Origin of the sequence: Streptomyces sp., from assembly GCF_036524955.1 — a bacterium.
Taxonomy (GTDB): Bacteria; Actinomycetota; Actinomycetes; order Streptomycetales; family Streptomycetaceae; genus Actinacidiphila.
On record NZ_DATDBG010000315.1, the window covers coordinates 1 to 22,389 of the forward strand.

Genomic DNA, 22,389 nt, shown 5'->3' on the forward strand with positions numbered 1-22,389 from the left:
CGCCGAGCCGCCCCGGCCGCGCGGCAGCCGGCCGGCGTCCTCGCGCACCGTCCGTACCGCTTCGCCGACGGCCGGACCGCGAGGTCCTGCGCCCGCACCGCCCGCCGGACCTCCTGCCGCACTCGGTCGCCCCCGCGGCCCGTCACCGCTGACCGGCGGCACCGCTTAGGGTGGGCGGCATGACCGCCACCCCCGTAACCACCTGGTACCTGGAACAGGCCGCACCCGACGACCTGCGGCCGGCGGCCGTGCCCGCGGCGGACGCGGGCGTGCGGATCGTCCGGGCCGAGGTACCGTCGGCGGAGCTGGGGCGCTTCCTGTATACGACCGTGGGCGCGGACGTGTCCTGGACCGACCGGTTGCCGTGGCCCCGGACACGGTGGCAGAGCCACCTGGAACGGCCGGGCTGCGAGATATGGGTGGCGTACGAGCACGGCACGCCGGCGGGCTTCGTGGAACTGGACGCGCAGGACGAGGGCGCGGTGGAGATCGCGTACTTCGGGCTGCTGCCGGACTTCAGGGGCCGTGGCATCGGCGGGCACCTGCTGTCGTACGGGGCCGCGCGCGCCTGGGACCTGGACGGGCGGTGGGCCGGACGCCCGCCGACCAAGCGGGTGTGGGTGCACACCTGCTCGCTCGACGGACCGCACGCGCTGGCCAATTACCGGCGGCGGGGATTCCGCGTGACACGCACCACAGTGTCTCAGTAAGCGAGATTATCGAGTCCACATAATGGATCGCGGTGGACTCCCCGGAGACCGCCGTGCCACGCTTTCGTCATGTCGCGCACTGGAATCGCCTTGGTAGGTCGGCCGCACGTCGACTTCTGCCGCGTGTCCAGCGCCATCTGTCCGGCGGGTTGAGCGCACTGACCTTGAGTTCCGCCGTCCCCGTCGTCGTGGACGCGCGGGAGTGCGCCGCCACCTCGCCGTCTGCCGCAGCCCTGCGTTAGCCCAGGTCAGACTCAGGCGAGCGGATACCCCCGCGCTGTTTCGACCGTATTCGAGCCTGCCCGAAGGACGCATCGCTATGGCTTCCAGCCCCGACTCGCCCAGGACCCCCGACGCGAGCGCTCCCAAGGCGACCCCCGCGGCCCGCCGCAAGGCCGGACGCCACCGCGGTGAGGGCCAGTGGGCGATGGGACACTTCACGCCGTTGAACGCCAACGAGCAGGCGAAGAAGGACGACGACGGTCTCAATGTGCGGACACGTATTGAGACGATTTACGCCCACCGTGGTTTCGACTCCATCGACGGCGCCGACCTGCGCGGACGCATGCGCTGGTACGGGCTCTACACGCAGCGCCGCCCCGGGATCGACGGCGGCCGGACCGCGATCCTGGAGCCGGAGGAGCTGGACGACAGCTACTTCATGATGCGGGTGCGCATCGACGGCGGCCGGCTCACCGTCGCCCAACTGCGCGTCATCGGCGAGATCTCGCAGGAGTTCGCCCGCGGCACCGCCGACCTCACGGACCGGCAGAACGTGCAGTACCACTGGATCCGCATCGAGGACGTCCCCGAGATCTGGCGCCGGCTGGAGGCGGTCGGCCTGTCCACCACCGAGGCGTGCGGCGACACCCCGCGGGTCATCCTCGGCTCCCCCGTGGCCGGCATCGCCGCCGACGAGATCATCGACGGCAGCTCCGCGATCGACGAGATCCACGCCCGCTACATCGGGTCCAAGGAGTTCTCCAACCTGCCGCGGAAGTTCAAGACCGCCATCTCCGGCTCGCCCCTGCTGGACGTCGCCCATGAGATCAACGACATCGCGTTCGTCGGCGTCGAACACCCCGAGCACGGACCCGGCTTCGACCTGTGGGTCGGCGGCGGCCTGTCCACCAACCCCAAGCTGGGCGTCCGCCTGGGCGCGTGGGTGCCGCTGGCCGAGGTGCCGGATGTCTGGGCCGGCGTGATCGGAATCTTCCGTGACTACGGCTACCGGCGGCTGCGGGCCCGCGCCCGGCTGAAGTTCCTGGTCGCCGACTGGGGACCGGAGAAGTTCCGCCAGGTGCTCCAGGACGAGTACCTCAAGCGGGAGCTGACCGACGGGCCCGCGCCCGAGCAGCCCGTACAGCAGTGGCGCGACCACATCGGCGTGCACCGGCAGAAGGACGGCCGCTATTACGTGGGGTTCGCCTCGCGGGTCGGCCGGATCGACGGCGCCACCCTGACCAAGATCTCCGACCTCGCCGCCGCGCACGGCTCGGACCGGCTGCGGACCACCGTCGACCAGAAGCTGATCGTGCTGGACGTCGAGGAGGACCGGGTCGATTCCCTGACCTCCGCTCTCGAAGCGCTGGACCTCCAGGTCAAGCCGTCGTCCTTCCGGCGCGGCACCATGGCCTGCACCGGCATCGAGTTCTGCAAGCTCGCCATCGTGGAGACCAAGGCGCGTGGCGCCTCGCTCATCGACGAACTGGAGCGGCGGCTGCCGGACTTCGACGAGCCGATCACCATCAACGTCAACGGCTGCCCCAACTCCTGCGCCCGTATCCAGGTCGCCGACATCGGCCTCAAGGGGCAGCTGGTCACCGACGCCGAGGGACGGCAGGTCGAGGGTTTCCAGGTCCACCTGGGCGGCGGCCTCGGCCTCGACCCCGGCTTCGGCCGCAAGGTGCGCGGCCTGAAGGTCACCTCCGCCGAGCTCCCGGACTACGTGGAGCGGGTCCTCACCCGCTTCCAGGCCGAGCGCGCCGAGGGTGAACGGTTCGCCCAGTGGGCGGCCCGCACCTCGGAGGAGGCGCTCTCATGAGCGACGCACGCGCGGCCACCCGGCCGCAGCCGACAGCGATTGCCACGCCTGCGCGCCGCGAGGGCGGAGAAGCGAGCCAAAGAGGCACAGCGAGCGACGCACGCGCGGCCGCCCAGCCGCAGCCGACAGCGATGCCCGCACCGCCGCGCCGTGCGCACGGAGAAGCAAACAAGGAGGCACTGTGAGCGAGCGTGCCGCACCCTTCTACTGCCCCTACTGCGGAGACGAGGACCTGCACCCGTCCGAGGAAGGCCATGGCACCTGGGAGTGCCGCGCCTGCAACCGCGCCTTCCAGGTGAAGTTCCTCGGGCTGCTGGCCAGGGGCCTGCAGGCCGACACCCCGCACGGAGGCGCTTCGTGACCACCGCACAGCACACCGCCGACGATCTGCGGCGCCTGGCCGAACAGGCCGGGCGCGACCTGGAGGAGGCGTCCGCGCTCGACGTCCTGCGCTGGGCGGCCGACACGTTCGGCCGCCGGTTCTGCGTCACCTCCTCGATGGAGGACGCCGTCGTCGCGCACCTCGCCTCGCGGGCGATGCCCGGCGTGGACGTGGTCTTCCTGGACACCGGCTACCACTTCCCGGAGACCATCGGCACCCGGGACGCGGTGGCTGCCGTGATGGACGTCAACGTGCTCACCATCACCCCGAGGCAGACCGTCGCCGAGCAGGACGCGCAGTACGGCCCCAAGCTGCACGACCGCGACCCCGACCGGTGCTGCGCGCTGCGCAAGGTCGCCCCGCTCGAAGAGGGCCTGCGCGACTACGACGCCTGGGCGACCGGCCTGCGCCGCGACGAGTCGCCGACCCGGGCGGGCACGCCGGTGGTCGGCTGGGACGCCAAGCGGCGGAAGGTCAAGATCGCCCCGATCGCGCGGTGGACCCAGGAGGACGTGGAGCGGTACGTGGCCGAGCACGGGGTGCTCACCAACCCGCTGCTGATGGACGGTTACGCCTCGGTCGGCTGCGCGCCGTGCACTCGCCGGGTGCTGGAGGGCGAGGACGTCCGCGCCGGGCGCTGGGCCGGACTCGGCAAGACCGAGTGCGGGATCCATCTGTGACCGCCGGGACGACGGGAACGAGCGTGACCACCACGACGGACAGCATGACAAGCGTGACGACGGACCAGGAGAGCCGCATGACCACCGGGGCCACCGTATGGCTCACCGGTCTGCCGAGCGCGGGCAAGACCACCATCGCCACCGCACTGGCCGAGAGGCTGCGCGGCGAGGGCCGGCGGGTCGAGGTGCTGGACGGCGACGAGATCCGCGAGTTCCTCTCCGCGGGCCTGGGTTTCAGCCGTGAGGACCGGCACACCAACGTGCAGCGGATCGGCTTCGTCGCCGAACTGCTCGCCTCGCACGGCGTGCTGGTCCTGGTGCCGGTGATCGCGCCGTACGCCGACAGCCGCGAGGCGGTGCGCAAGCGCCACCAGACGCACGGCACCGGCTACGTCGAGGTGCACGTTGCCACACCGCTGGACATCTGCTCGGTCCGGGACGTCAAGGGGCTGTACGCCAAGCAGGCCGCGGGCGAACTGACCGGCCTGACAGGGGTGGACGACCCGTACGAGGTCCCGCAGGACCCGGATCTGCGGATCGAGACGCAGGGCAGCACGGTTCAGGAGTCAGCTGCGGCCGTCCACGCGCTGCTTGCCGAGAGGGGCTTGGCGGCGAGCGACGCACCCGCGGCCACCGGGCCGCAGCCGACAACGATGCCCGCACCCGCGCCGCGAGAGCGGAGAAGCGAACCACAAAACACAGCGAGCGACGCACCCGCGGCCGACGGGCCGCAGCTGACAACGATTGCCACGCCTGCGCGCCGCGAGGGCGGAGAAGCGAGCGAAAGAGGCAGGCGCATATGACGTCGACCGTGACACACACCGGTACCACCGAGGACAGTCCGTACGCGCTGTCGCACCTGGACGCGCTGGAGTCCGAGGCGGTGCACATCTTCCGCGAGGTGGCGGGCGAGTTCGAGCGGCCGGTGATCCTCTTCTCCGGCGGCAAGGACTCCATCGTGATGCTGCACCTGGCGCTCAAGGCGTTCGCGCCGGCCGCGGTGCCGTTCTCGCTGCTGCACGTGGACACCGGGCACAACTTCCCGCAGGTGCTGGAGTTCCGGGACCGTACGGTCGCCGAGCACTCCCTGCGGCTGCACGTGGCGAAGGTGCAGGACTACATCGACGACGGGCGGCTGCGCGAGCGCCCGGACGGCACCCGCAACCCGCTGCAGACCGTGCCGCTGACCGAGGCGATCCAGCAGCACCAGTTCGACGCGGTGTTCGGCGGCGGCCGGCGGGACGAGGAGAAGGCCCGCGCGAAGGAGCGGGTCTTCTCGCTGCGCGACGAGTTCTCGCAGTGGGACCCGCGCCGGCAGCGTCCCGAGCTGTGGCAGCTCTACAACGGCCGGCACGCGCCCGGTGAGCACGTGCGGGTCTTCCCGCTGTCCAACTGGACCGAGCTGGACGTGTGGCAGTACATCGCACGGGAGCGGATCGCGCTGCCGGAGATCTACTTCGCGCACGAGCGCGAGGTCTTCAACCGCTCGGGCATGTGGCTGACGCCCGGCGAGTGGGGCGGCCCGAAGGACGGCGAGCCGCTGGAGACCCGGCTGGTGCGCTACCGCACGGTCGGTGACATGTCCTGCACGGGCGCCGTCGACTCCGACGCGACCACGCTTGACGCGGTGATCGCCGAGATCGCCGCCTCCCGGCTCACCGAGCGGGGCGCGACCCGGGCGGACGACAAGCTGTCCGAGGCCGCGATGGAAGACCGCAAGCGCGAGGGGTACTTCTAGACATGACGAGCACCACGAGTCACCTCACCGCCGAGCAGTTGTCGGCGACCACTCTGCTGCGCTTCGCCACCGCCGGTTCCGTGGACGACGGCAAGTCCACGCTGGTCGGACGGCTGCTGCACGACTCCAAGTCGGTGCTGGCCGACCAACTGGAGGCGGTCGAGCGGGCGTCACTGGTCCGCGGCCAACAGACACCGGACCTCGCGCTGCTCACCGACGGCCTGCGGGCCGAGCGGGAGCAGGGCATCACCATCGACGTGGCGTACCGGTACTTCGCCACGCCCCGGCGCCGGTTCATCCTGGCCGACACCCCGGGCCACGTGCAGTACACCCGCAACATGGTGACCGGCGCCTCGACCGCGGAGCTGGCCGTGGTGCTGGTGGACGCCCGCAACGGCGTGGTCGAGCAGACCCGCCGCCACGCCGCGGTCGCCGCGCTGCTGCGGGTGCCGCATGTGGTGCTCGCGGTCAACAAGATGGACCTGGTGGGGTACGCGGAGCCGGTGTTCGCGGCCATCGCCGAGGAGTTCACGGCGTACGCGGCCTCACTGGGCGTCCCGGGCGTCGCTGCGATCCCGATCTCCGCGCTGGCCGGCGACAACGTGGTGGAGCCGTCCGCGCACATGGACTGGTACGGCGGCCCGACCGTGCTGGAGCACCTGGAGACGGTGCCGGTCAGCCATGACCTCACCGGCTGCCCGGCGCGGTTCCCGGTGCAGTACGTGATCCGCCCGCAGACCGCCGAGCACCCGGACTACCGCGGCTACGCGGGCCAGGTCGCCTCCGGCATCCTGCGGGTCGGCGACCCGGTGACCGTCCTGCCGTCCGGGCGGACCACCACGATCGCCGGGATCGACGCGCTCGGCCGGAGCGTGGCCACCGCGTGGGCGCCGCAGTCGGTGACCGTGCTGCTCTCCGACGACCTCGACGTGTCCCGCGGCGACCTGATCGCCCCCACCGCGACCGCGCCCGCGGTCACCCAGGACATCACGGCCACCGTGTGCCACCTGCACGAACGCCCCTTGCGGATCGGTGAGCGGGTGCTCCTGAAGCACGCCACCCGCACGGTGAAGGCGATCGTGAAGGAGCTGCCGTACCGGATCGACCTGTCGCACGGCCTGGCGCACGAGAACGACCCCGCGCAGCTGAGGGTGAACGACATCGGCGCGGTGCGGCTGCGCACCGCCGAGCCGCTGCCGATCGACGCGTACGCGGACTCGCGGCTGACGGGTTCCTTCCTGCTGATCGATCCAGCGGACGGTACGACGCTCACCGCCGGCATGGCGGGCGAGGCGTTCGCCGAACGCGACCCGGCGGCCGGTGCCGCCGCGGCCGACGACGAGGGGTGGGACTTCTGACGATGACCCAGGAAGCCTTTTCCGGTTTCGCGAAGGAGGGCGGGCGCGTCGGCAGCGGCTCGCTCGGCTCGGGTACGGGCGGGGTGGCCCGATGTGCGGGCTGACCGCCTCGGCAGCGGCCCGCGGATCGACCGCGCCCGCCGCCGTACGCGCGTGCGCCACCGCCGTACGCACCCCCTCGCACCACCTTCGAAGACCTGACGCCACACCGGCCGCGCGCTAGAGCCCCCAGGGTCCAGCTCCGCGACACCGCCGGGCCTCACGAAAGGACACATCCACGTGTCTGCCCTGTCCCCCTCCGCGCTCCACGGCTCTTCCCACCGCCGCAGACTCACCGCCGCGGCGGCCGCCCTGCCGATCCTCTTCGGCGCTCTGGCCGCCTGCGGCTACGGTTCCGACGACAAGACGGAGGACAAGCCCAGCGCCGCCCCGAGCACGAGCGCGAGTGCCAAGAAGCTCTCCGCCGACGAGGTCAGGATCGGCTACTTCCCGAACCTGACCCACGCCACCGCGCTGGTGGGCCTGAAGCAGGGCATCTTCCAGAAGGAGCTCGGCGGCACCTCCGTCAAGGAGCTGACCTTCAACGCGGGTCCCGCCGAGATCGAGGCGCTGAACGCCGGTTCCATCGACATCGGCTGGATCGGCCCCTCGCCCTCCATCAACGGCTACACCAAGTCGGGCGGCACCAACCTGCGGATCATCTCCGGCTCCGCCTCGGGCGGCGTGAAGCTGGTGGTGAACCCGGCGAAGATCAAGACCCTGGACGACGTCAAGGGCAAGCGGATCGCCACCCCGCAGCTGGGCAACACGCAGGACGTGGCGCTGCTCAACTGGATCGCCACCAAGGGGTGGAAGGTCGACGCGCAGAGCGGCAAGGGCGACGTGTCGGTGGTCCGCACCGACAACAAGATCACCCCGGACGCCTACAAGGCCGGCTCCATCGACGGGGCGTGGGTGCCGGAGCCGACCGCGTCCAAGCTGGTCGCCCAGGGCGCGAAGGTGCTGCTGGACGAGAGCACGCTGTGGCCCGACAAGAAGTTCGTGATCACCAACGTGATCGTGTCGCAGAAGTTCCTGGCCGACCACCCGGACGTGGTGGAGGCGGTGCTGCGCGGTTCGGTGAAGGCCAACGAGTGGATCAACGCCAACACCGACCAGGCCAAGGCGGTCGCCAACACCGAGCTGGAGCGGCTGACCCAGAAGGCCCTCAAGCCGGAGGTGCTGGACCCGGCATGGGAGTCCATCCAGGTGATCGACGACCCCCTGGCTGCGACCGCCGAGCAGGAGGCGGCCCACGCGGTGTCGGCGGGGCTGCTGAAGTCGCCGAAGCTGGACGGCATCTACGACCTGACGCTGCTCAACAAGGTCCTCAAGGAGCTGGGCAAGCCGACGGTGGACGCGGCCGGACTCGGCAAGCAGTAGGCCCGAGGCCGGCAGATCCATCGGGCCGCCCGCACCGGCGGGCGGCCCGCTTCCCGACACCAGGACCCCAGGAGGTGACACCCATGGCCGACACCCTCACCAGTGACCAGGCGCGGACCGAGGAGAGTGCCGCGTACGCCGCACGGCTCGAACAGGTGTCGAAGGCATTCGGCAGGCCCGGCGCGCAGACGCTGGTCCTGGACGGCATCACGCTCGACGTGCGGCCGGGTGAGTTCGTCTGCCTGCTGGGGGCCTCGGGCTGCGGCAAGTCGACGTTGCTCAATCTGGTCGCGGGGCTGGACCAGCCGTCCGCCGGGAGCATCACCGCTCCCGGCGGGCGGCCCGCCCTGATGTTCCAGGAGCACGCGCTGTTCCCGTGGCTGACCGCGGGCAAGAACATCGAGCTCGCGCTGCGGCTGCGCGGCGTGCCGCGCGAGGAGCGCCGCCCGGAGGCCGAGCGGCTGCTGTCGCTGGTCCGGCTCGGCGGTTCCTACGGCAAGCGGGTGCACGAGCTGTCCGGCGGCATGCGGCAGCGCGTGGCACTGGCCCGCGCGCTCGCCCAGGACAGCCAGCTGCTGCTGATGGACGAGCCGTTCGCGGCCCTGGACGCCATCACCCGCGACGTGCTGCACGACGAGCTGACCCGGATCTGGTCGGAGACCGACCTGTCGGTTCTGTTCGTGACGCACAACGTGCGCGAGGCGGTCCGGCTGGCCCAGCGGGTCGTGCTGCTGTCGTCCCGGCCGGGGCGGATCGCCCGCGAGTGGACCGTGGACATCCCGCAGCCGCGCCGGATCGAGGACGCCACGGTGGCGGACCTGTCCATCGAGATCACCGAAGAACTGCGTGGGGAGATCCGCCGCCATGGCCAGCACTGAGACGACCGGCACGCACGGCACACCACGGGCGCCCGGCGCCGAGGACGCGCCGCCGGCCGTGACGGCGCGGAAGGCCGCCCGGCCCGGCATGGACGACCTGTCCGGCCTGGAGGCGGGCCTGGACGCGCTGGAGACCGTGACCGTCCGGCGCACGACCGTCGGCCAGGTGCTGCTGCGCAAGGTGCTGCCGCCGATCGCCGCCGTGCTGCTGGTCCTGCTGGTGTGGCAGGTAGCGGTCTGGGGGGAGCTGGCGCCGCCGACGAAGCTGCCGAGTCCGGACGCGGTCGCGAACGCGCTCGCCGAGCGGTGGGCGGCTGGCGACCTGTTCGAAATCATCTGGACCAGCGTGAAGCGCGGCCTGCTGGGCTTCCTCACCGCGCTGGCCATCGCCACCCCGCTGGGCCTGATCGTGGCGCGGGTGCCGTTCGTACGCGCCGCGATCGGCCCGATCCTGTCCGGCCTGCAGTCGCTGCCGTCCGTGGCGTGGGTGCCGGCCACGGTGATCTGGCTGGGCCTGAGCGACTCCGCGATGTACGCGGTGATCCTGCTGGGCGCGGTCCCCTCGATCGCCAACGGCCTGGTGTCCGGCATCGACCAGGTGCCGCCGCTGTACCTGCGGGCGGGCCGTACGATCGGCGCGACCGGCCTGCGCGGCGCCTGCTACATCCTGCTGCCCGCCGCGCTGCCCGGCTACGTGGCGGGCCTGAAGCAGGGCTGGGCGTTCTCCTGGCGGTCGCTGATGGCGGCCGAACTCATCGCGTCCTCCCCCGACCTGGGCGTGGGCCTGGGCCGCTACCTGGAGAACATGCGGGAGGGCTCGGACATGGCCGGGGTCTTCCTCGGCATCCTGCTGATCCTCTTCGTCGGCGTCGCCATCGACCTGCTGATCTTCAGCCCGCTGGAGCGCCGGGTGCTGCGCAGCAGGGGCCTGTCGGCCGGGAAGCAGTGAGGGTGCGACCGGTGAGCGCGCAAGCGGTGACCGCACGTCCGGTGACGGCGAGCCCGGCGACCACGCAGCCGACGATCCCGCACGCGGCGACCGTGCGTCCGAGTACCACCCCGCGTCAGGTGACCGCCCACCCGGCGATCACCCAGCCGGCCACCGCCCGTCCGACCACCCCGCACCCGGTGACCGTGCACCCGGCGACGGCCTGCCCGGCCACCCCGCACCCGGCGACCCCGCACCCGGTGACCGTGCACCCGGTAACGGCCCAGCCGGTGACCGCCCAACCGCTGAGCCCGCGCCCGGTGACGGCCCGTCCGGCCACCCCGCACCCGGTGGCCGCCCGTCCGGTGACCGTGCACCCCTTCCGCCCCCCGGCGCTGCTGGTCGTCGCGCACGGCTCCCGCGACCCGCGGCACGCCGCGACCGTGCGCGCCCTGACCCGGCGGCTGGCGGCGGCCCGGCCCGGCCTGCGGGTGGAGACCGCGTTCCTGGACTTCAACACCCCCTCGGTGCCGGCGGCCGTGCGGCGGCTCGCGGCCGACGGCGTACGGGACGCGGTGGCGCTGCCGCTGCTGCTGACCCGCGCCTTCCACGCCAAGGCGGACATCCCGGCCGTGCTGCGGGAGTCCACGGCGCCGTACCCGTGGCTGCGGCTGCGCACCGCCGGTGTGCTGGGCCCGTCGCCGCTGCTCATCGCCGCGCTGGAACGGCGGCTGCACGAGGCCGGGCTGCGGCCCGGCGACCGCTCGTCGACCGGCGTCGTGCTGGCCTCGGCGGGCTCCACCGACCCGGAGGCGAGCGCGGTGATCGCATCAATCGCGCGGGAGTGGCGGCGTACCGGCTGGTGCGCCGTGCGGCCCGCGTTCGCCTCCGCTTCCCTGCCGCGCACCGAGGACGCGGTACGCCGACTGCGCGCCGAGGGCGTCCGCCGGATCGCGGTCGCCCCCTACGTCATCGCGCCCGGGTTCCTGCCGGACCGGATCGCCCACGGCGCCGAGGAGGCCGGGGCGGACGTCCTGGCCCCCGTCCTGGGCGCGGCGCCGGAGCTGACCGAGCTGCTGCTGCTGCGGTACGACGCGGCGTCGGCGTACCGCACGGGCGCGGATCCCGCCGGCGTGCGGCGGCTACTGACGGCCTGACGGCTCCTGCCAGGGGCATCTGTCACATCTCACACTCAACGGTCAGTTGTGCATGCCGTCCCGGACGCGGGCAAGGCGTTCCGTGTGAGTCAACAGACCGAGACCAGCGTCCCACGGCGCACCGCGCCCTCACCTCATCCCGTATCGCGGGTCCCCGTGCCGAAGCCGCCGTCACCGGTCCCGGGGCGGCAGGGCGGTGAGCGACTGGCCGTGCTGGACGGACTGCGGTTCGCCGCCGCGCTGTCGGTCGTGCTGTTCCACTTCCTGGGGCAGGCGCCGGAGACGTTCCGCTGGATCTGGGGGCAGCCGTACGAACGGGTCTTCCCGGTCGCCCACGGCTACTTCGCCTTCGGGCGGCTCGGGGTGGAGCTGTTCTTCCTGATCAGCGGGTTCGTGATCGCGATGAGCGGCTGGGGGCGCACCCCGCGGGAGTTCTTCGTCTCGCGGGTGTCCCGGCTGTATCCGATGTACTGGATCGCGGTGCTGCTCACCGCCGCCTTCCTGACGGTGGCGGACACGCCGTTCGGGCGCCCGGGGCTGCGTACCGTGATCGCGAACCTGACGATGCTTCAGACACCGCTCGGCGTGGAGAACCTGGACTCGGTGTACTGGACCCTCTGGCCGGAGCTGTGCTTCTACCTGATGTTCGCGGTCGTGGTGTGGCGCGGCGTGACCTACCAGCGGGTGGTGCTGCTGTGCGGGCTGTGGACGCTGGCCGCCGCGCTCGCCCCGGCCGCCGACAACGACCTGGTCACCCTGCTGGTCAACCCGGTCTCCGCGCCGTACTTCATCGCCGGCATGGCCTTCCACCTGATGTACCGGTTCCGTCCCTCGCCGCTGCTGTGGGGCATCGTCGCCATGTCCTGGCTCCTGGCCGTGCAGTTCCTGCTGGCCCCCGCGCGGGGCCGGATCGACTGGACCGCCTGGTCCCCGGCGAAGGGCTGGTTGCTCCTCGCGGTCAGCACCTGTTTCCTCTTGGTCGCGGCGGTCGCCCTGGGCTGGACCCGCCGGATCCGCTGGCGCCGACTGAGCACCGCGGGCACCCTCACCTTCCCCCTCTACCTGATCCACGACAGCCTGGGCGTCTCCCTCACCCACGCCCTGAGCGGCCGGATCTCCCCCTGGGCCCTGGTCGCCCTCCTCACCTCCGCGCTGGTCGCCCTGTCCTACGTCCTCCAGCGCTACGCGGAACGTCCGCTGGCGGTGGCGGTCCGGCGCTCACTGAATTCGGCGTCGTGGAAGGGCGCGGGCTGGTGATGTTGTCGAAGGAGAATCGCTCGTCGTGGCATGCCCGCCGCGGAGCTCTGTCCTGCCCCCCGCAGCGGCCCTGCACGGTCAGGGGGCTGCCCGTTACGGCACGCCCGGCACGCCTGGCACGCCGCTGACCAGGCCCGGAGACGGGGGATGTCCCACCCGCCGCGCCGCCGCACGGCGTCGCGGCGGGAGCCGAGGCGGGGCCTGGGAGAAGGGGCGGGACTTTGTCACCCTGGCCGGAATCATGCGGTCAGCCACGCACCGGCAACCGCTAGCCTCTCTGCGTCCATCAACTGACCGAATGTTCAAGGAAGTTGAGGCGTTACCGTGATCAGTCGCAGGTCTCTTCTCGGCGTTGGCGCAGGCGCGCTGGCTCTGACCGGATTCAAGGCCCCCACCACCTGGGCCGACAGCGGTGTCCCGTGGAGCCGTTTGGCCGCGCGGATGCAGGGCCATCTCGTCCTTCCACGTGATGCGGACTACACAACGGCCAAGCACCTCTACGACCAGCAGTTCGATGTCATCGACCCGCAGGCGCTCGCCTACTGCGTCAGCGCCTCGGACGTGGCGACGAGCCTGACGTTCGCCCAGTCCCACCGGCTCCCCTTCGCGGTACGCAGCGGTGGGCACAGCCTCGGGGGGTTCTCCACCACCACCGGGCTGATCATCGATGTCTCCGCGCTCAACTCGATCTCGGTGGGCAACGGGACGGTCACGGTCGGCCCGGGCGCCCAGGGCGTCGACGTGGCCAACGCCCTCGCCCCGTACGGGCTGGCCGTCGTCGGCGGATACCACTCGTCGGTCGCTGCCGGTGGCTTCTACCAGGGTGGCGGCACCGGCCTGCTCACCCGCGCGCTGGGCATGGGCTGCGACCGGATCACCTCGGCCCGGGTCGTGCTGGCGGACGGCACGGCAGTCACCGCGTCGCCCACCCAGAAGAGCGACCTCTACTGGGCGGTCCGCGGGGGCGGCGGCGGCAACTTCGGCGTCGTGACCTCCTACACCATGGCCCCCGCGGTGATATCCCAGATCGCGGTGATCAACCTGGCGTGGAGCTGGGACAGGGCCGCCGCCCTGCTCGACAGTTATGCACGCTGGTCGGTCGACGCGCCGCGCACGCTCAACGGCGGCGTCTCCATCCGGTTGGCGGACGCCGCCGTGGGCAACACCCCCGTACCCTTCGCCTTCGTGGCGTCCACAGGCAGCACGGCCGAGTTGGAAAGCGAGGTCGCCCGGCTGGTGTCGCTGACCGGCGCCCCGGTCCAGCAGTCGCCGACGGCGGTCATGCCGTACCGGGACCTGATGATGAACTTCTACGGCTGCGCGACGAACACCGTGGCCCAGTGTCACCGTGCCGACACTCACCCCGGCGGTGTGCTCACCCGCTCCGGTCTCTACCTGCTGCGCAGTCGGCTGTTCACCACGTTGCCGCCCCTGAGCATGTGGCAGGACGTGGTGGCGCTCCTCGACACCCAGCGAGTGGCCGGCCAGGCCCACGCCGTGGAGCTGGTTCCGTTCGGCGGCGCCGTGAGCGACCTGGCCCGCACCGATACCGCGTTCGTTCACCGCGACGCGCTGTTCTCCGTGAACTATCTCGCCGACATCGGGTCGACCACCGCCGCGGACCCGGCCGGCAAGGCCGCCGCGCACCAGTTCGTGGACGACGGCTTCGCCGTCATCGACCCGCTGTCGGCCGGTGAGACGAACCAGAACTTCATCGACCCGAAGCTGACCGATTGGGCACAGTCGTACTACGCCGAGAACTACACGCGACTCGTCCAGATCAAGGCCAAGTACGACCCCAACGGTGCCTTCGGCTTCGCGCAGAGCGTGGCATGAGCTGAGCTGTCCGGACACCCGGGCATCACGGCTGGGCCTGTCCCGCGCGTCAGGGCCGGGCCCCGGACCGGCGAGACGGGCCGGGGCCCGGCCCGTCTCGCCGGTCCGGGCTCCGCCCGTCCGGCGGGTCCAGGGGGGTGCGTGCGGCCCCGGTACGGGGGGTGCGGTCGGGCGCGGGGCCCCGGAACCGTACGGCTGGGCAGGGTCGGCGGTCCCGCCGACTCTCCCCCGGAGCAGGCGCGACAGCGCCGCGTGCACCTCGTCCAGGCTCCGCTCCGCCTTGCTGACCTGGGCATTTGACCAGGCGGCAGTGGCCGGGGGCGCCCCGGGGAGTTCGTGGCCGCAGGGACTGTCAGGGGTCGCGGGTACGGTGGAACGTATGGGCGTGAGGCAGAGTGCGAGCGGCAGCGCGGCCCTCGCAGGCGACGACGTGGAATCGCGGCTGGAAGGGTACCGGGTCGAGCTGACCGGGTACTGCTACCGGATGCTGGGGTCGTCCTTCGAGGCCGAGGACGCGGTGCAGGAGACGCTGGTGCGCGCCTGGCGCGGCGCCGACCGGTTCGAGGGCCGGGCCTCGCTGCGCTCGTGGCTCTACAGGATCGCCACCAACGTGTGCCTGGACAGCCTGAGCGCGGGCAGCCGCCGGGCCCGGCCGATGGACCTCTCCCCCGCCTCGCACGCGGACGCGGCGCTGCCCTCCCCGACCGCACCGTCCGTGTGGATCGAGCCGGTCCCCGACGTACGGGCGCTGCCGTCGGCCGGCGATCCGGCCGACGTGGTGGTCTCACGGGAGACGATCCGGCTGGCGTTCGTCGCCGCGCTCCAGCACCTGCCGCCACGGCAGCGGGCCGTGCTGATCCTGCGGGAGGTGCTGGCCTGGAAGGCGAGCGAGACCGCGGAACTGCTGGGCACCACCGTCGCCTCGGTCAACAGCGCGCTCCAGCGGGCCCGGGCCACGCTCTCGGCGGCCGGGGTGACGTCGTCCGCGGCCGAGACGGCGCCCGTGCCCGCGATGGACGAGAGGCAGCAGGCGCTGCTCGACGCCTACGTCGACGCCTTCGAGCGGTACGACCTGGAGTCGCTGACCGCGCTGCTGCACGAGGACGCCACCATGTCCATGCCGCCCTACCCACTGTGGCTGCGCGGGCACGAGGACATACGCGGGTGGCTGCTCGGCACTGGAATCGGCTGCAAGGGATCACGGCTGCTGCCGCTCGGCGCGAACGGATCGCCTGCTTTCGGCCAGTACCGTCCGAGCGCTTCGGGCGCGGGGTACCAGGCCTGGGCGCTCCAGGTGCTGGAGCTCTCCGACGGCCGGGTCACCGGGCTCACCTCATTCCTGGACGTTCCGCACCTGTTCCCGCTTTTCGGGCTCCCACTCGAACTCCCCGGCTAGCCCGGCGAGTTCGAGCAGCCCGCGCAGCGCGGGCGCGGCGCCGCGCAGCCGTACCCGGTGGCCGGTCCGCCGGGCGGCCAGCGCCAGCCTGGCCAGCGCGGCAAGGGCCGCGAGGGCGGCCTCGGGGGTGCCACCCGGGCCGCCGCCGTCCGCGGCCAGCACGCTGACGTCCAGGACGACCGGGCCGATCCGCTCTCCGGGCGCCGGGCGGGGCCTCCCGGAGGCTCCGGGCTCGGCCCCGTCTCCGGCCTCCCCCGTGCCTACGAGCTCTTCAGGGGCTCGGACGGCTCCGGACTCCCCTGGGACTCCGGGCGCCGGGCGGGGCTTCTTGGGCGCACCGGGGATTCCGGGCTCGCCCCCGTCTCCGGCCTCCCCCGTACCCGCGAGCTCTCCGGGGGCTCCGGACCTCCCGGGGGCTCCGGGGTCTTCGAATCCCCCCGGGTCTCCGGGCTCACCGGGATCTCCGGGCTTCCCCGGGATTCCGGGGCCTCGGAGGGCTGGGCGGGCCGGATCGTCCGAGCCGGGGGTCGGCACCACTGTCGTTCCTCCTTCTCGCGGGGCCCCCGCGAGAGGGCTCCCCGCGATACCGACCGACACCACGTCCGTAACTCATCGGTGGTACGGGTACGTATCGCGGCGGGTTAGCCGAAAATCTTGCGCGGAACGGGGCCGCGCGGATGCGAGACTTACGGAGTCCGAACGAATGGCCGATGCCCACGGCATATGCGGTCGGATACCGGGCAGTCAGGCGTCGACTTCGAGAGGCACGGCATGGCGGACGCGGTGTTCACGCAGGAGCGGGCACGGGCGGTACTGGACGCCGCCGGGCATCCCGAGGCCGATCTGCTCTCGTTCGGGGAGAACGCGGTCTTCGCAGCCGGACGACTGGTGATCAAGGTGGGGCGCGGTGCGGATCTGCTGGACCGCGCCCGGCGGGAGGTGCGCACCGCGGACTGGCTGGCCAAGCACGACGTGCCGGCGGTGCGATCCGCGGAGTCCGAAGTGCGGCTGGTCGACGGGCACCCCGTGACGTACTGGCAGCGGCTGCCGGAGTCGCTGCGGCCCGCGGCGCCCGCCGACGTGGCGCCGCTGCTCAAGCTGGTCCACGCGCTGCCCGAGCCGGACTTCGGGCTGCCGCCGCGGGATCTGCTCGGCGGGGTGGAGCGGTGGCTGCGGCTGGCCGGTGCGGCGATCGATCCGGCGGACGCGACCTACCTGCGCAGACGCCGGGACGGGTTCGCCGAGCAGGCAGCCAAGCTGGTGCCGCAGTTGCCGCGCGGGCCGATCCACGGAGACGCCCTCCCCCGCAACGTGCACATCGGCCCGGACGGCCCGGTCCTGGTGGACCTGGAGACCTTCTCCTCCGACCTCCGCGAACACGATCTCGTCGTGCTGGCCCTCGCCCGTGACCGGTACGGCGTCGCCCCGGCCCACTACGACGCGTTCACCGCGGCCTACGGCTGGGACGTCACCGAATGGGACGGCTACGAGGCGCTGCGGGGCGCCCGGGAGACGGCGAGCTGCGCCTGGGTCGCCCAGCACGCACCCGCCAATCCCGCGGCCCTCACCGAGTTCCGGCGCCGCGTGGCATCTCTCCGGGCCGAGGACCCGACCGTCCGGTGGTACTCCTTCTAGTGCCGCGTGGTCAGGGTTCGCCCGTCAAGGAAGCGGCGTCCGGTGCGGATGCATCGCAAGACGCCGGACAGGCCTCGTAGGGGGCACGGATCCCAGAGCAAGACCGCAAAGCGGCTCGCGGGTGCATCGCAAGGCGCCGGACAGGCCTCGTAAGGGGCCTGCTCGGTCGGCACGGCAACACCGCGAGGCGCCGTGCCGGGGCGTCGCCGCGGGGCGAACTCCGGCTGACGCGGCGCCGGCACCGCCTCACGGGGCGGCCGCGGTGCCCGGGGGCTCGGGCGGTTCGGCTCCACCGGTCCGCGCCGTACCGCTCCTCGCCGCTGCGGCGGAACGGGGCAAAGCACGCCGCTCCCGCTCACAGTGCCGTGCGGGCGGCCCGACGCCGCCCCAGCCGGGGACATGCACCGGAGGGGCGTCAGCCCAGGTGGGCCGAAGAGGCCGGGTTCTGCGCACCGCCGCGGCGGCGGGTTCCAGGACCGCGCTGACCGGCGGTGCCGAACGCACCGCCGGCCCCTACGCCGCCGCACTCCGCAGGGGCCAGTGCGGGTCCACGTCGGGTTCGGCGGAGCCCTTGCGGCGGAGCCAGGAGGTGAAGTCCTGCGCCCAGGCCGCGTACCAGCCGCGCTGCGACTCGTGGAGGGCCCAGAGGTCCGCCGAGCCCACCTGGGCGTACTTCGCGGCGAGTGCGCGGGCCACCCGCACCGCGGCGAGGGCGTCGGCGCCCGCGTCGTGCGCACCCTCCAGGGTGACCCCGTAGACCGCGCAGGCGGCCTCCAGGGTGCGCTTGCCGCGGCGGTACTTGTCCAGTGCGCGGTCCATCACCAGCGGGTCGATGACCGGCCCGGTGCGGGCGCCGGGAGCGGCCAGCGGGGGCAGCGCGTAGCGGCGCGACTCCTGGTCGAGCAGGGTGAGGTCGAACGGCGCGTTGTAGACCACGACCGGCACTCCGGCCGCCCAGTAGCCCCGTACGGCGTCGGCGACCTCGGCGACCACCTCCGGTGCCGGGCGGCCCTGCGCGGCGGCGCGCTCGGTGCTGACGCCGTGAATGGCCGTGGTCTCCGCCGGGATCGGCACGCCCGGGTCGGCGAGCCACGCCCGGTGGCGTATCGGCTCTCCCGCCTTCACCTCGGTGACCGCCGCGGTCACGATCCGTGCCTGCCGCGGATCCGTCCCCGTGGTCTCCAGATCGAAGCCGACCAGCAGATCCTCGTGCCATGCCATGGCGAGTCCTTCCCACCCGATTCCCCCGTGTGCCCTGCCATCATCCCGTGGGCCACTGACAGTCCCGCCGGGCGGGGACACGCCGGCATGCGCTGACAGCCGCTCAGGAAACGGGCCGTGAATCGGTCCAGATGCCCTCGAATTCCTCGCGGTACACCTCGAACAGACCGCTCTCCGCAGGCCGTTCGCCGTCCACCACCCGGCGCGCCCCACCGCGCAGCACCATCACGGGCACCTCCATGCCGCGTGCCCGCCGCAGATACGTCTGCACGACCGCGAGCCCGTCCCCGCTGTCCCCGTCGACCAGGTACGCGGTGAACCGCGGGGTCTCGTCGAAGACCTGGATCTCGAAGGCGCCCGGGTCGCGCAACCGGGCCCGCACCCGGCGCATGTGCATGATGTTCATCTCGACCGACCGGCTCAGCTCACCGCGCCCGAGACCGAGTTCGCGCTCGCGCCGCCGTACCGCGCTGCTCGCCGGGTTGAGGAAGAGCAGCCGCACCCGGCAGCCGGACTCGGCGAGCCGTACCAGCCGCCGCCCGGAGAAGTTCTGCACCAGGAGGTTGAGGCCGATGCCGACGGCGTCCAGCCGCCGGGCGCCGGAGAACAGGTCCTCGACGGGGAGCTGGCGCTGCAACCGCACCCGATCGGGGTACACGCCGATGACGTCGGAGTAGCGGTCGGCGACCAGTTCCTCCATCGCGTCCACCGGCAGCCGCTGTGCGACCGTACGGGAGGGTCCGGCGCCCAGCATCTCCAGCAGCCGGGCGGAGGCGCGCTCGGACTGGTCCAGGACCATCCTGGACAGCGCCCGGTTGCGGGAGACCACGTGCCGGGCCACCTCCAGCTCGTCCAGGGCGAGTTCCAGCTCGCGCCGGTCGTCGAAGTACGGCTCGAAGCAGGGCCAGTGCTGGACCACGAGTTCACGCAGCTGCGGCAGCGTCAGGAAGCTGAGCACGTTGTCGTCGGCCGGATCGAGCAGGAAGCCCTTGCGGCGGCTCACCTCACGTACCGCGACCGCCCGCTGCACCCATTCGTGTCCGGCCGGGCCGGCCGCGGCGATCACCCACTCCTCGCCGTGCACCGGCTCGTAGACCGGGCGCAGCACCGCGTTGACGACGGCCCGCAGGCGCTGTTCGACGAGATTCAGCCAGACGTATGCCCGCGCGGCGCGTCGTGCGCGGGTGCGCACCTCCGCCCACGCGTCGGCGCCCCAGTCCAGTTCCGCTCCGATCTCCAGCGGCGCGGCGAGGCCGACCGCGCCGGGCATGCCGTCGGTGGTGTCGTGCTGGTCACCCTGCTCTCCGCCACCCGGGAGCATCAGACCTCCGGACGTCACCACGTCACCGCCTCCCACCCCCGTCCACGATCAAGGAAGGGTACTGCGGTACGGGGGGCGTCGCAGCCGTGTTGACCTTACTTGACTACTACCGACAACCTCATCCCCCTGCGATCGCCGGCTGTCGCGGCTGTGTCACCCTCGGGCGGAACCGGATGGGAGGATGTCCCGGCAACATAAGTGCCGGGTGCGCGGATACAGGACCGGAACGAGGATCTGCCGCGCGGTCCGGTCCGGGAGTGGAAGAGTCACGACATGCAAGTCTGGCCGGGTCATCCGTACCCCCTCGGCGCCACCTTCGACGGGGCGGGCACCAACTTCGCCGTCTTCTCCGAGGTCGCGTCGCGTATCGAACTGTGTCTGCTGCACGACGACGGCTCGGAGACGGCGGTGGAGCTGCGCGAGGCGGACGCCTTCGTCCGGCACGCCTACCTGCCGGGAGTGATGCCGGGGCAGCGGTACGGCTTCCGTGTGCACGGGCCGTACGATCCCGCCCGCGGCCACCGCTGCAACTCCGCGAAACTCCTCCTGGACCCCTACGCCAAGGCGATGAGCGGCACCATCGACTGGGACGAGGCGGTCTACGGCTACCGGTTCGGTCAGCCCGACTCGCGCAACGATCTGGACTCGGCCCCGCACACCATGACCTCGGTGGTGGTCAATCCGTACTTCGACTGGGCGGACGACCGCCCGCCCCGGATCGACTACCACCGCACCGTGATCTACGAGGCCCATGTGAAGGGTCTGACGATGCGGCACCCGGGGCTGCCGGAGGAGATCCGCGGTACGTACGCGGCGCTGGGTCACCCGTCCGTGATCAGCCACCTGGTGGAGCTGGGGGTGACGACCCTGGAGCTGATGCCGGTGCACCAGTTCATCCAGGACCACCGCCTGATGGACGCGGGGCTGGCCAACTACTGGGGTTACAACACCATCGGATTCTTCGCGCCGCACCACGCGTACTCCTCGCTGGGCGACCGCGGGCAGCAGGTGCTGGAGTTCAAGACGGCGGTACGCGCCCTGCACCGGGCCGGCATCGAGGTGATCCTCGACGTGGTCTACAACCACACCGCCGAGGGCAGCCACCTGGGCCCGACGCTGTCGCTGCGCGGTCTGGACAACGCCTCGTACTACCGGCTCGGCGGCGACAAGCGCTACTACACCGACACCACGGGCACCGGGAACTCGCTGCTGATGCGCAGCCCGCACGTCCTTCAGATGATCATGGACAGCCTGCGGTACTGGGTGACCGAGATGCACGTGGACGGCTTCCGCTTCGACCTGGCGGCCACCTTGGCCCGGCAGTTCCACGAGGTGGACCGGCTGTCGTCCTTCTTCGATCTGGTGCAGCAGGACCCGGTGGTCTCGCAGGTCAAGCTGATCGCCGAGCCGTGGGACGTCGGCGAGGGCGGCTACCAGGTGGGCAACTTCCCACCGCTGTGGACGGAGTGGAACGGCAAGTTCCGCGACACGGTACGGGATCTGTGGCGCGGCGAGAGTGCCACCCTGGCGGAGTTCGGCTCCCGGCTGACCGGCTCCTCCGACCTCTACCAGGACGACGGCCGCCGGCCGCTGGCCTCCATCAATTTCGTGACGTGCCACGACGGCTTCACGCTGCGCGACCTGGTGTCGTACAACGACAAGCACAACGAGGCCAACGGCGAGGGCAACCGGGACGGCGAGAGCTTCAACCGCTCCTGGAACTGCGGGGTCGAGGGGCCCACCGACGACCCGGACGTGCTGGCCCTGCGCGGGCGGCAGATCCGGAACTTCCTCGCCACGCTGATGCTCTCGCAGGGTGTGCCGATGATCTCGCACGGCGACGAGTTCGGCCGCACCCAGCACGGCAACAACAACGTCTACTGTCAGGACAACGAGCTGGCCTGGGTGGCCTGGCCCGACAAACCGGGCACCGGCGAGGAGAACGAGGAGAACGACGAGGCGCACCGGCTGCACGACTTCCTGCGCACGATGGTGTGGCTGCGCCGCGACCACCCGGTCTTCCGGCGCCGCCGGTTCTTCCACGGGCGGCCGGTGGAGGGCACCCACGACGAGTTGTCGGACATCGCCTGGTTCACAGCGGAGGGCCACGGGATGACGCAGCGGGACTGGCAGGCCGGGGACGCCAGATCGCTGGTGGTCTTCCTCAACGGCAACGCGATCTCCGAGCCGGGCCCGCGCGGCGAACGGGTCACCGACGACTCCTTCCTGCTGATGTTCAACGCGGCGCCTCGCTCCCAGGAGTTCCTGGTGCCGGTCAACCACGGCAAGGAGTGGCAGGTCGTCATCGACACGGAGCGGCAGGACGGGGTGCCGCCGGGCACCGGCGAGTGGGTGCGGGCGGGGGACCGGCTGCGGCTGGCGGACCGGAGCCTGGTGGTGCTCCAGCGGCCTGCGGACTGAGGGGG

Annotated in this window: 19 protein-coding genes and 1 pseudogene; 17 read left to right on the plus strand and 3 right to left on the minus strand. The window is 72.0% G+C overall.

Annotated features, from left to right (window positions below; genetic code table 11):
- Window positions 1-179 precede the first annotated feature (179 nt).
- From VIW71_RS24795 to VIW71_RS24865, 15 genes and pseudogenes are all read left to right on the plus strand, one after another.
- Window positions 180-710 carry a GNAT family N-acetyltransferase gene (locus VIW71_RS24795; RefSeq protein WP_331624834.1) on the plus strand — a complete coding sequence of 177 codons (531 nt, stop codon included), beginning with the start codon at window positions 180-182 and terminating at the stop codon, window positions 708-710.
- A 69-nt stretch (window positions 711-779) separates the two neighbouring features.
- A complete protein-coding gene (locus VIW71_RS24800; RefSeq protein ID WP_322899662.1) occupies window positions 780-863 on the plus strand; it encodes a putative leader peptide in 84 nt (27 codons plus the stop codon).
- A gap of 166 nt (window positions 864-1,029) precedes the next feature.
- Entirely contained in the window at window positions 1,030-2,754 is a 1,725-nt protein-coding gene (locus tag VIW71_RS24805) for a nitrite/sulfite reductase (protein ID WP_331624836.1), read from the plus strand.
- A gap of 181 nt (window positions 2,755-2,935) precedes the next feature.
- Window positions 2,936-3,115 carry a hypothetical protein gene (locus tag VIW71_RS24810; protein ID WP_331624837.1) on the plus strand — a complete coding sequence of 60 codons (180 nt, stop codon included), beginning with the start codon at window positions 2,936-2,938 and terminating at the stop codon, window positions 3,113-3,115.
- Entirely contained in the window at window positions 3,112-3,816 is a 705-nt protein-coding gene (locus VIW71_RS24815) for a phosphoadenylyl-sulfate reductase (protein WP_331624838.1), read from the plus strand. The genes VIW71_RS24810 and VIW71_RS24815 overlap by 4 nt, the downstream gene beginning before the upstream one ends.
- A 44-nt stretch (window positions 3,817-3,860) precedes the next feature.
- A pseudogene (cysC, locus tag VIW71_RS24820) lies at window positions 3,861-4,427 on the plus strand (adenylyl-sulfate kinase); the annotation flags it as partial.
- Between the two features lie 188 nt (window positions 4,428-4,615).
- A complete protein-coding gene (gene cysD / locus VIW71_RS24825) occupies window positions 4,616-5,554 on the plus strand; it encodes a sulfate adenylyltransferase subunit CysD (protein WP_331624839.1) in 939 nt (312 codons plus the stop codon).
- Window positions 5,555-5,556: 2 nt separating this feature from the next.
- Window positions 5,557-6,912: a sulfate adenylyltransferase subunit 1 gene (locus VIW71_RS24830; protein ID WP_331624841.1), complete on the plus strand. Its 1,356-nt coding sequence runs from the start codon at window positions 5,557-5,559 to the stop codon at window positions 6,910-6,912.
- A gap of 279 nt (window positions 6,913-7,191) precedes the next feature.
- On the plus strand, window positions 7,192-8,334 hold the full coding sequence (locus VIW71_RS24835; RefSeq protein WP_331624843.1) for an aliphatic sulfonate ABC transporter substrate-binding protein: 1,143 nt from the start codon (window positions 7,192-7,194) through the stop codon (window positions 8,332-8,334).
- A gap of 83 nt (window positions 8,335-8,417) precedes the next feature.
- Complete coding sequence (locus VIW71_RS24840) at window positions 8,418-9,212, plus strand: ABC transporter ATP-binding protein (RefSeq protein WP_331624844.1); 795 nt, start codon at window positions 8,418-8,420, stop codon at window positions 9,210-9,212.
- Complete coding sequence (locus VIW71_RS24845) at window positions 9,199-10,161, plus strand: ABC transporter permease (protein WP_414720838.1); 963 nt, start codon at window positions 9,199-9,201, stop codon at window positions 10,159-10,161. Before VIW71_RS24840 ends, VIW71_RS24845 begins: the two co-directional genes overlap by 14 nt.
- A 350-nt stretch (window positions 10,162-10,511) precedes the next feature.
- The gene (locus tag VIW71_RS24850; protein WP_331624880.1) at window positions 10,512-11,297 is read left to right on the plus strand and encodes a sirohydrochlorin chelatase; all 786 of its coding nucleotides are present in this window, start codon (window positions 10,512-10,514) and stop codon (window positions 11,295-11,297) included.
- Between the two features lie 156 nt (window positions 11,298-11,453).
- On the plus strand, window positions 11,454-12,554 hold the full coding sequence (locus VIW71_RS24855) for an acyltransferase family protein (RefSeq protein ID WP_331624846.1): 1,101 nt from the start codon (window positions 11,454-11,456) through the stop codon (window positions 12,552-12,554).
- A 324-nt stretch (window positions 12,555-12,878) separates the two neighbouring features.
- Window positions 12,879-14,390 carry an FAD-binding oxidoreductase gene (locus VIW71_RS24860; RefSeq protein ID WP_331624848.1) on the plus strand — a complete coding sequence of 504 codons (1,512 nt, stop codon included), beginning with the start codon at window positions 12,879-12,881 and terminating at the stop codon, window positions 14,388-14,390.
- 379 nt (window positions 14,391-14,769) lie between these two features.
- Window positions 14,770-15,786, plus strand: coding sequence for a sigma-70 family RNA polymerase sigma factor (locus VIW71_RS24865; RefSeq protein WP_331624849.1), 1,017 nt, complete (start codon window positions 14,770-14,772; stop codon window positions 15,784-15,786).
- On the opposite strand, the gene VIW71_RS24870 is transcribed toward VIW71_RS24865, so the two are convergent.
- Window positions 15,724-15,948: a hypothetical protein gene (locus tag VIW71_RS24870; protein ID WP_331624850.1), complete on the minus strand. Its 225-nt coding sequence runs from the start codon at window positions 15,946-15,948 to the stop codon at window positions 15,724-15,726. The two genes, VIW71_RS24865 and VIW71_RS24870, sit on opposite strands and share 63 nt — an antisense overlap.
- Before the next feature lie 609 nt (window positions 15,949-16,557).
- On the opposite strand from VIW71_RS24870, the gene VIW71_RS24875 reads away from it, so the two are divergent.
- The gene (locus VIW71_RS24875; RefSeq protein WP_331624852.1) at window positions 16,558-17,421 is read left to right on the plus strand and encodes a phosphotransferase enzyme family protein; all 864 of its coding nucleotides are present in this window, start codon (window positions 16,558-16,560) and stop codon (window positions 17,419-17,421) included.
- 513 nt (window positions 17,422-17,934) lie between these two features.
- Here VIW71_RS24875 and VIW71_RS24880 read toward each other — a convergent pair.
- Both VIW71_RS24880 and VIW71_RS24885 read right to left on the minus strand, forming a co-directional pair.
- Window positions 17,935-18,642: a 3'-5' exonuclease gene (locus tag VIW71_RS24880; protein WP_331624853.1), complete on the minus strand. Its 708-nt coding sequence runs from the start codon at window positions 18,640-18,642 to the stop codon at window positions 17,935-17,937.
- 103 nt (window positions 18,643-18,745) lie between these two features.
- Window positions 18,746-19,981 (minus strand): SAV2148 family HEPN domain-containing protein, encoded by a 1,236-nt coding sequence (locus VIW71_RS24885; RefSeq protein WP_331624881.1) that lies wholly within the window; start codon window positions 19,979-19,981, stop codon window positions 18,746-18,748.
- Between the two features lie 255 nt (window positions 19,982-20,236).
- Here VIW71_RS24885 and glgX point away from each other — a divergent pair, with 255 nt between their 5' ends.
- Window positions 20,237-22,384 (plus strand): glycogen debranching protein GlgX, encoded by a 2,148-nt coding sequence (glgX, locus tag VIW71_RS24890; RefSeq protein ID WP_331624854.1) that lies wholly within the window; start codon window positions 20,237-20,239, stop codon window positions 22,382-22,384.
- Window positions 22,385-22,389 lie beyond the last annotated feature (5 nt).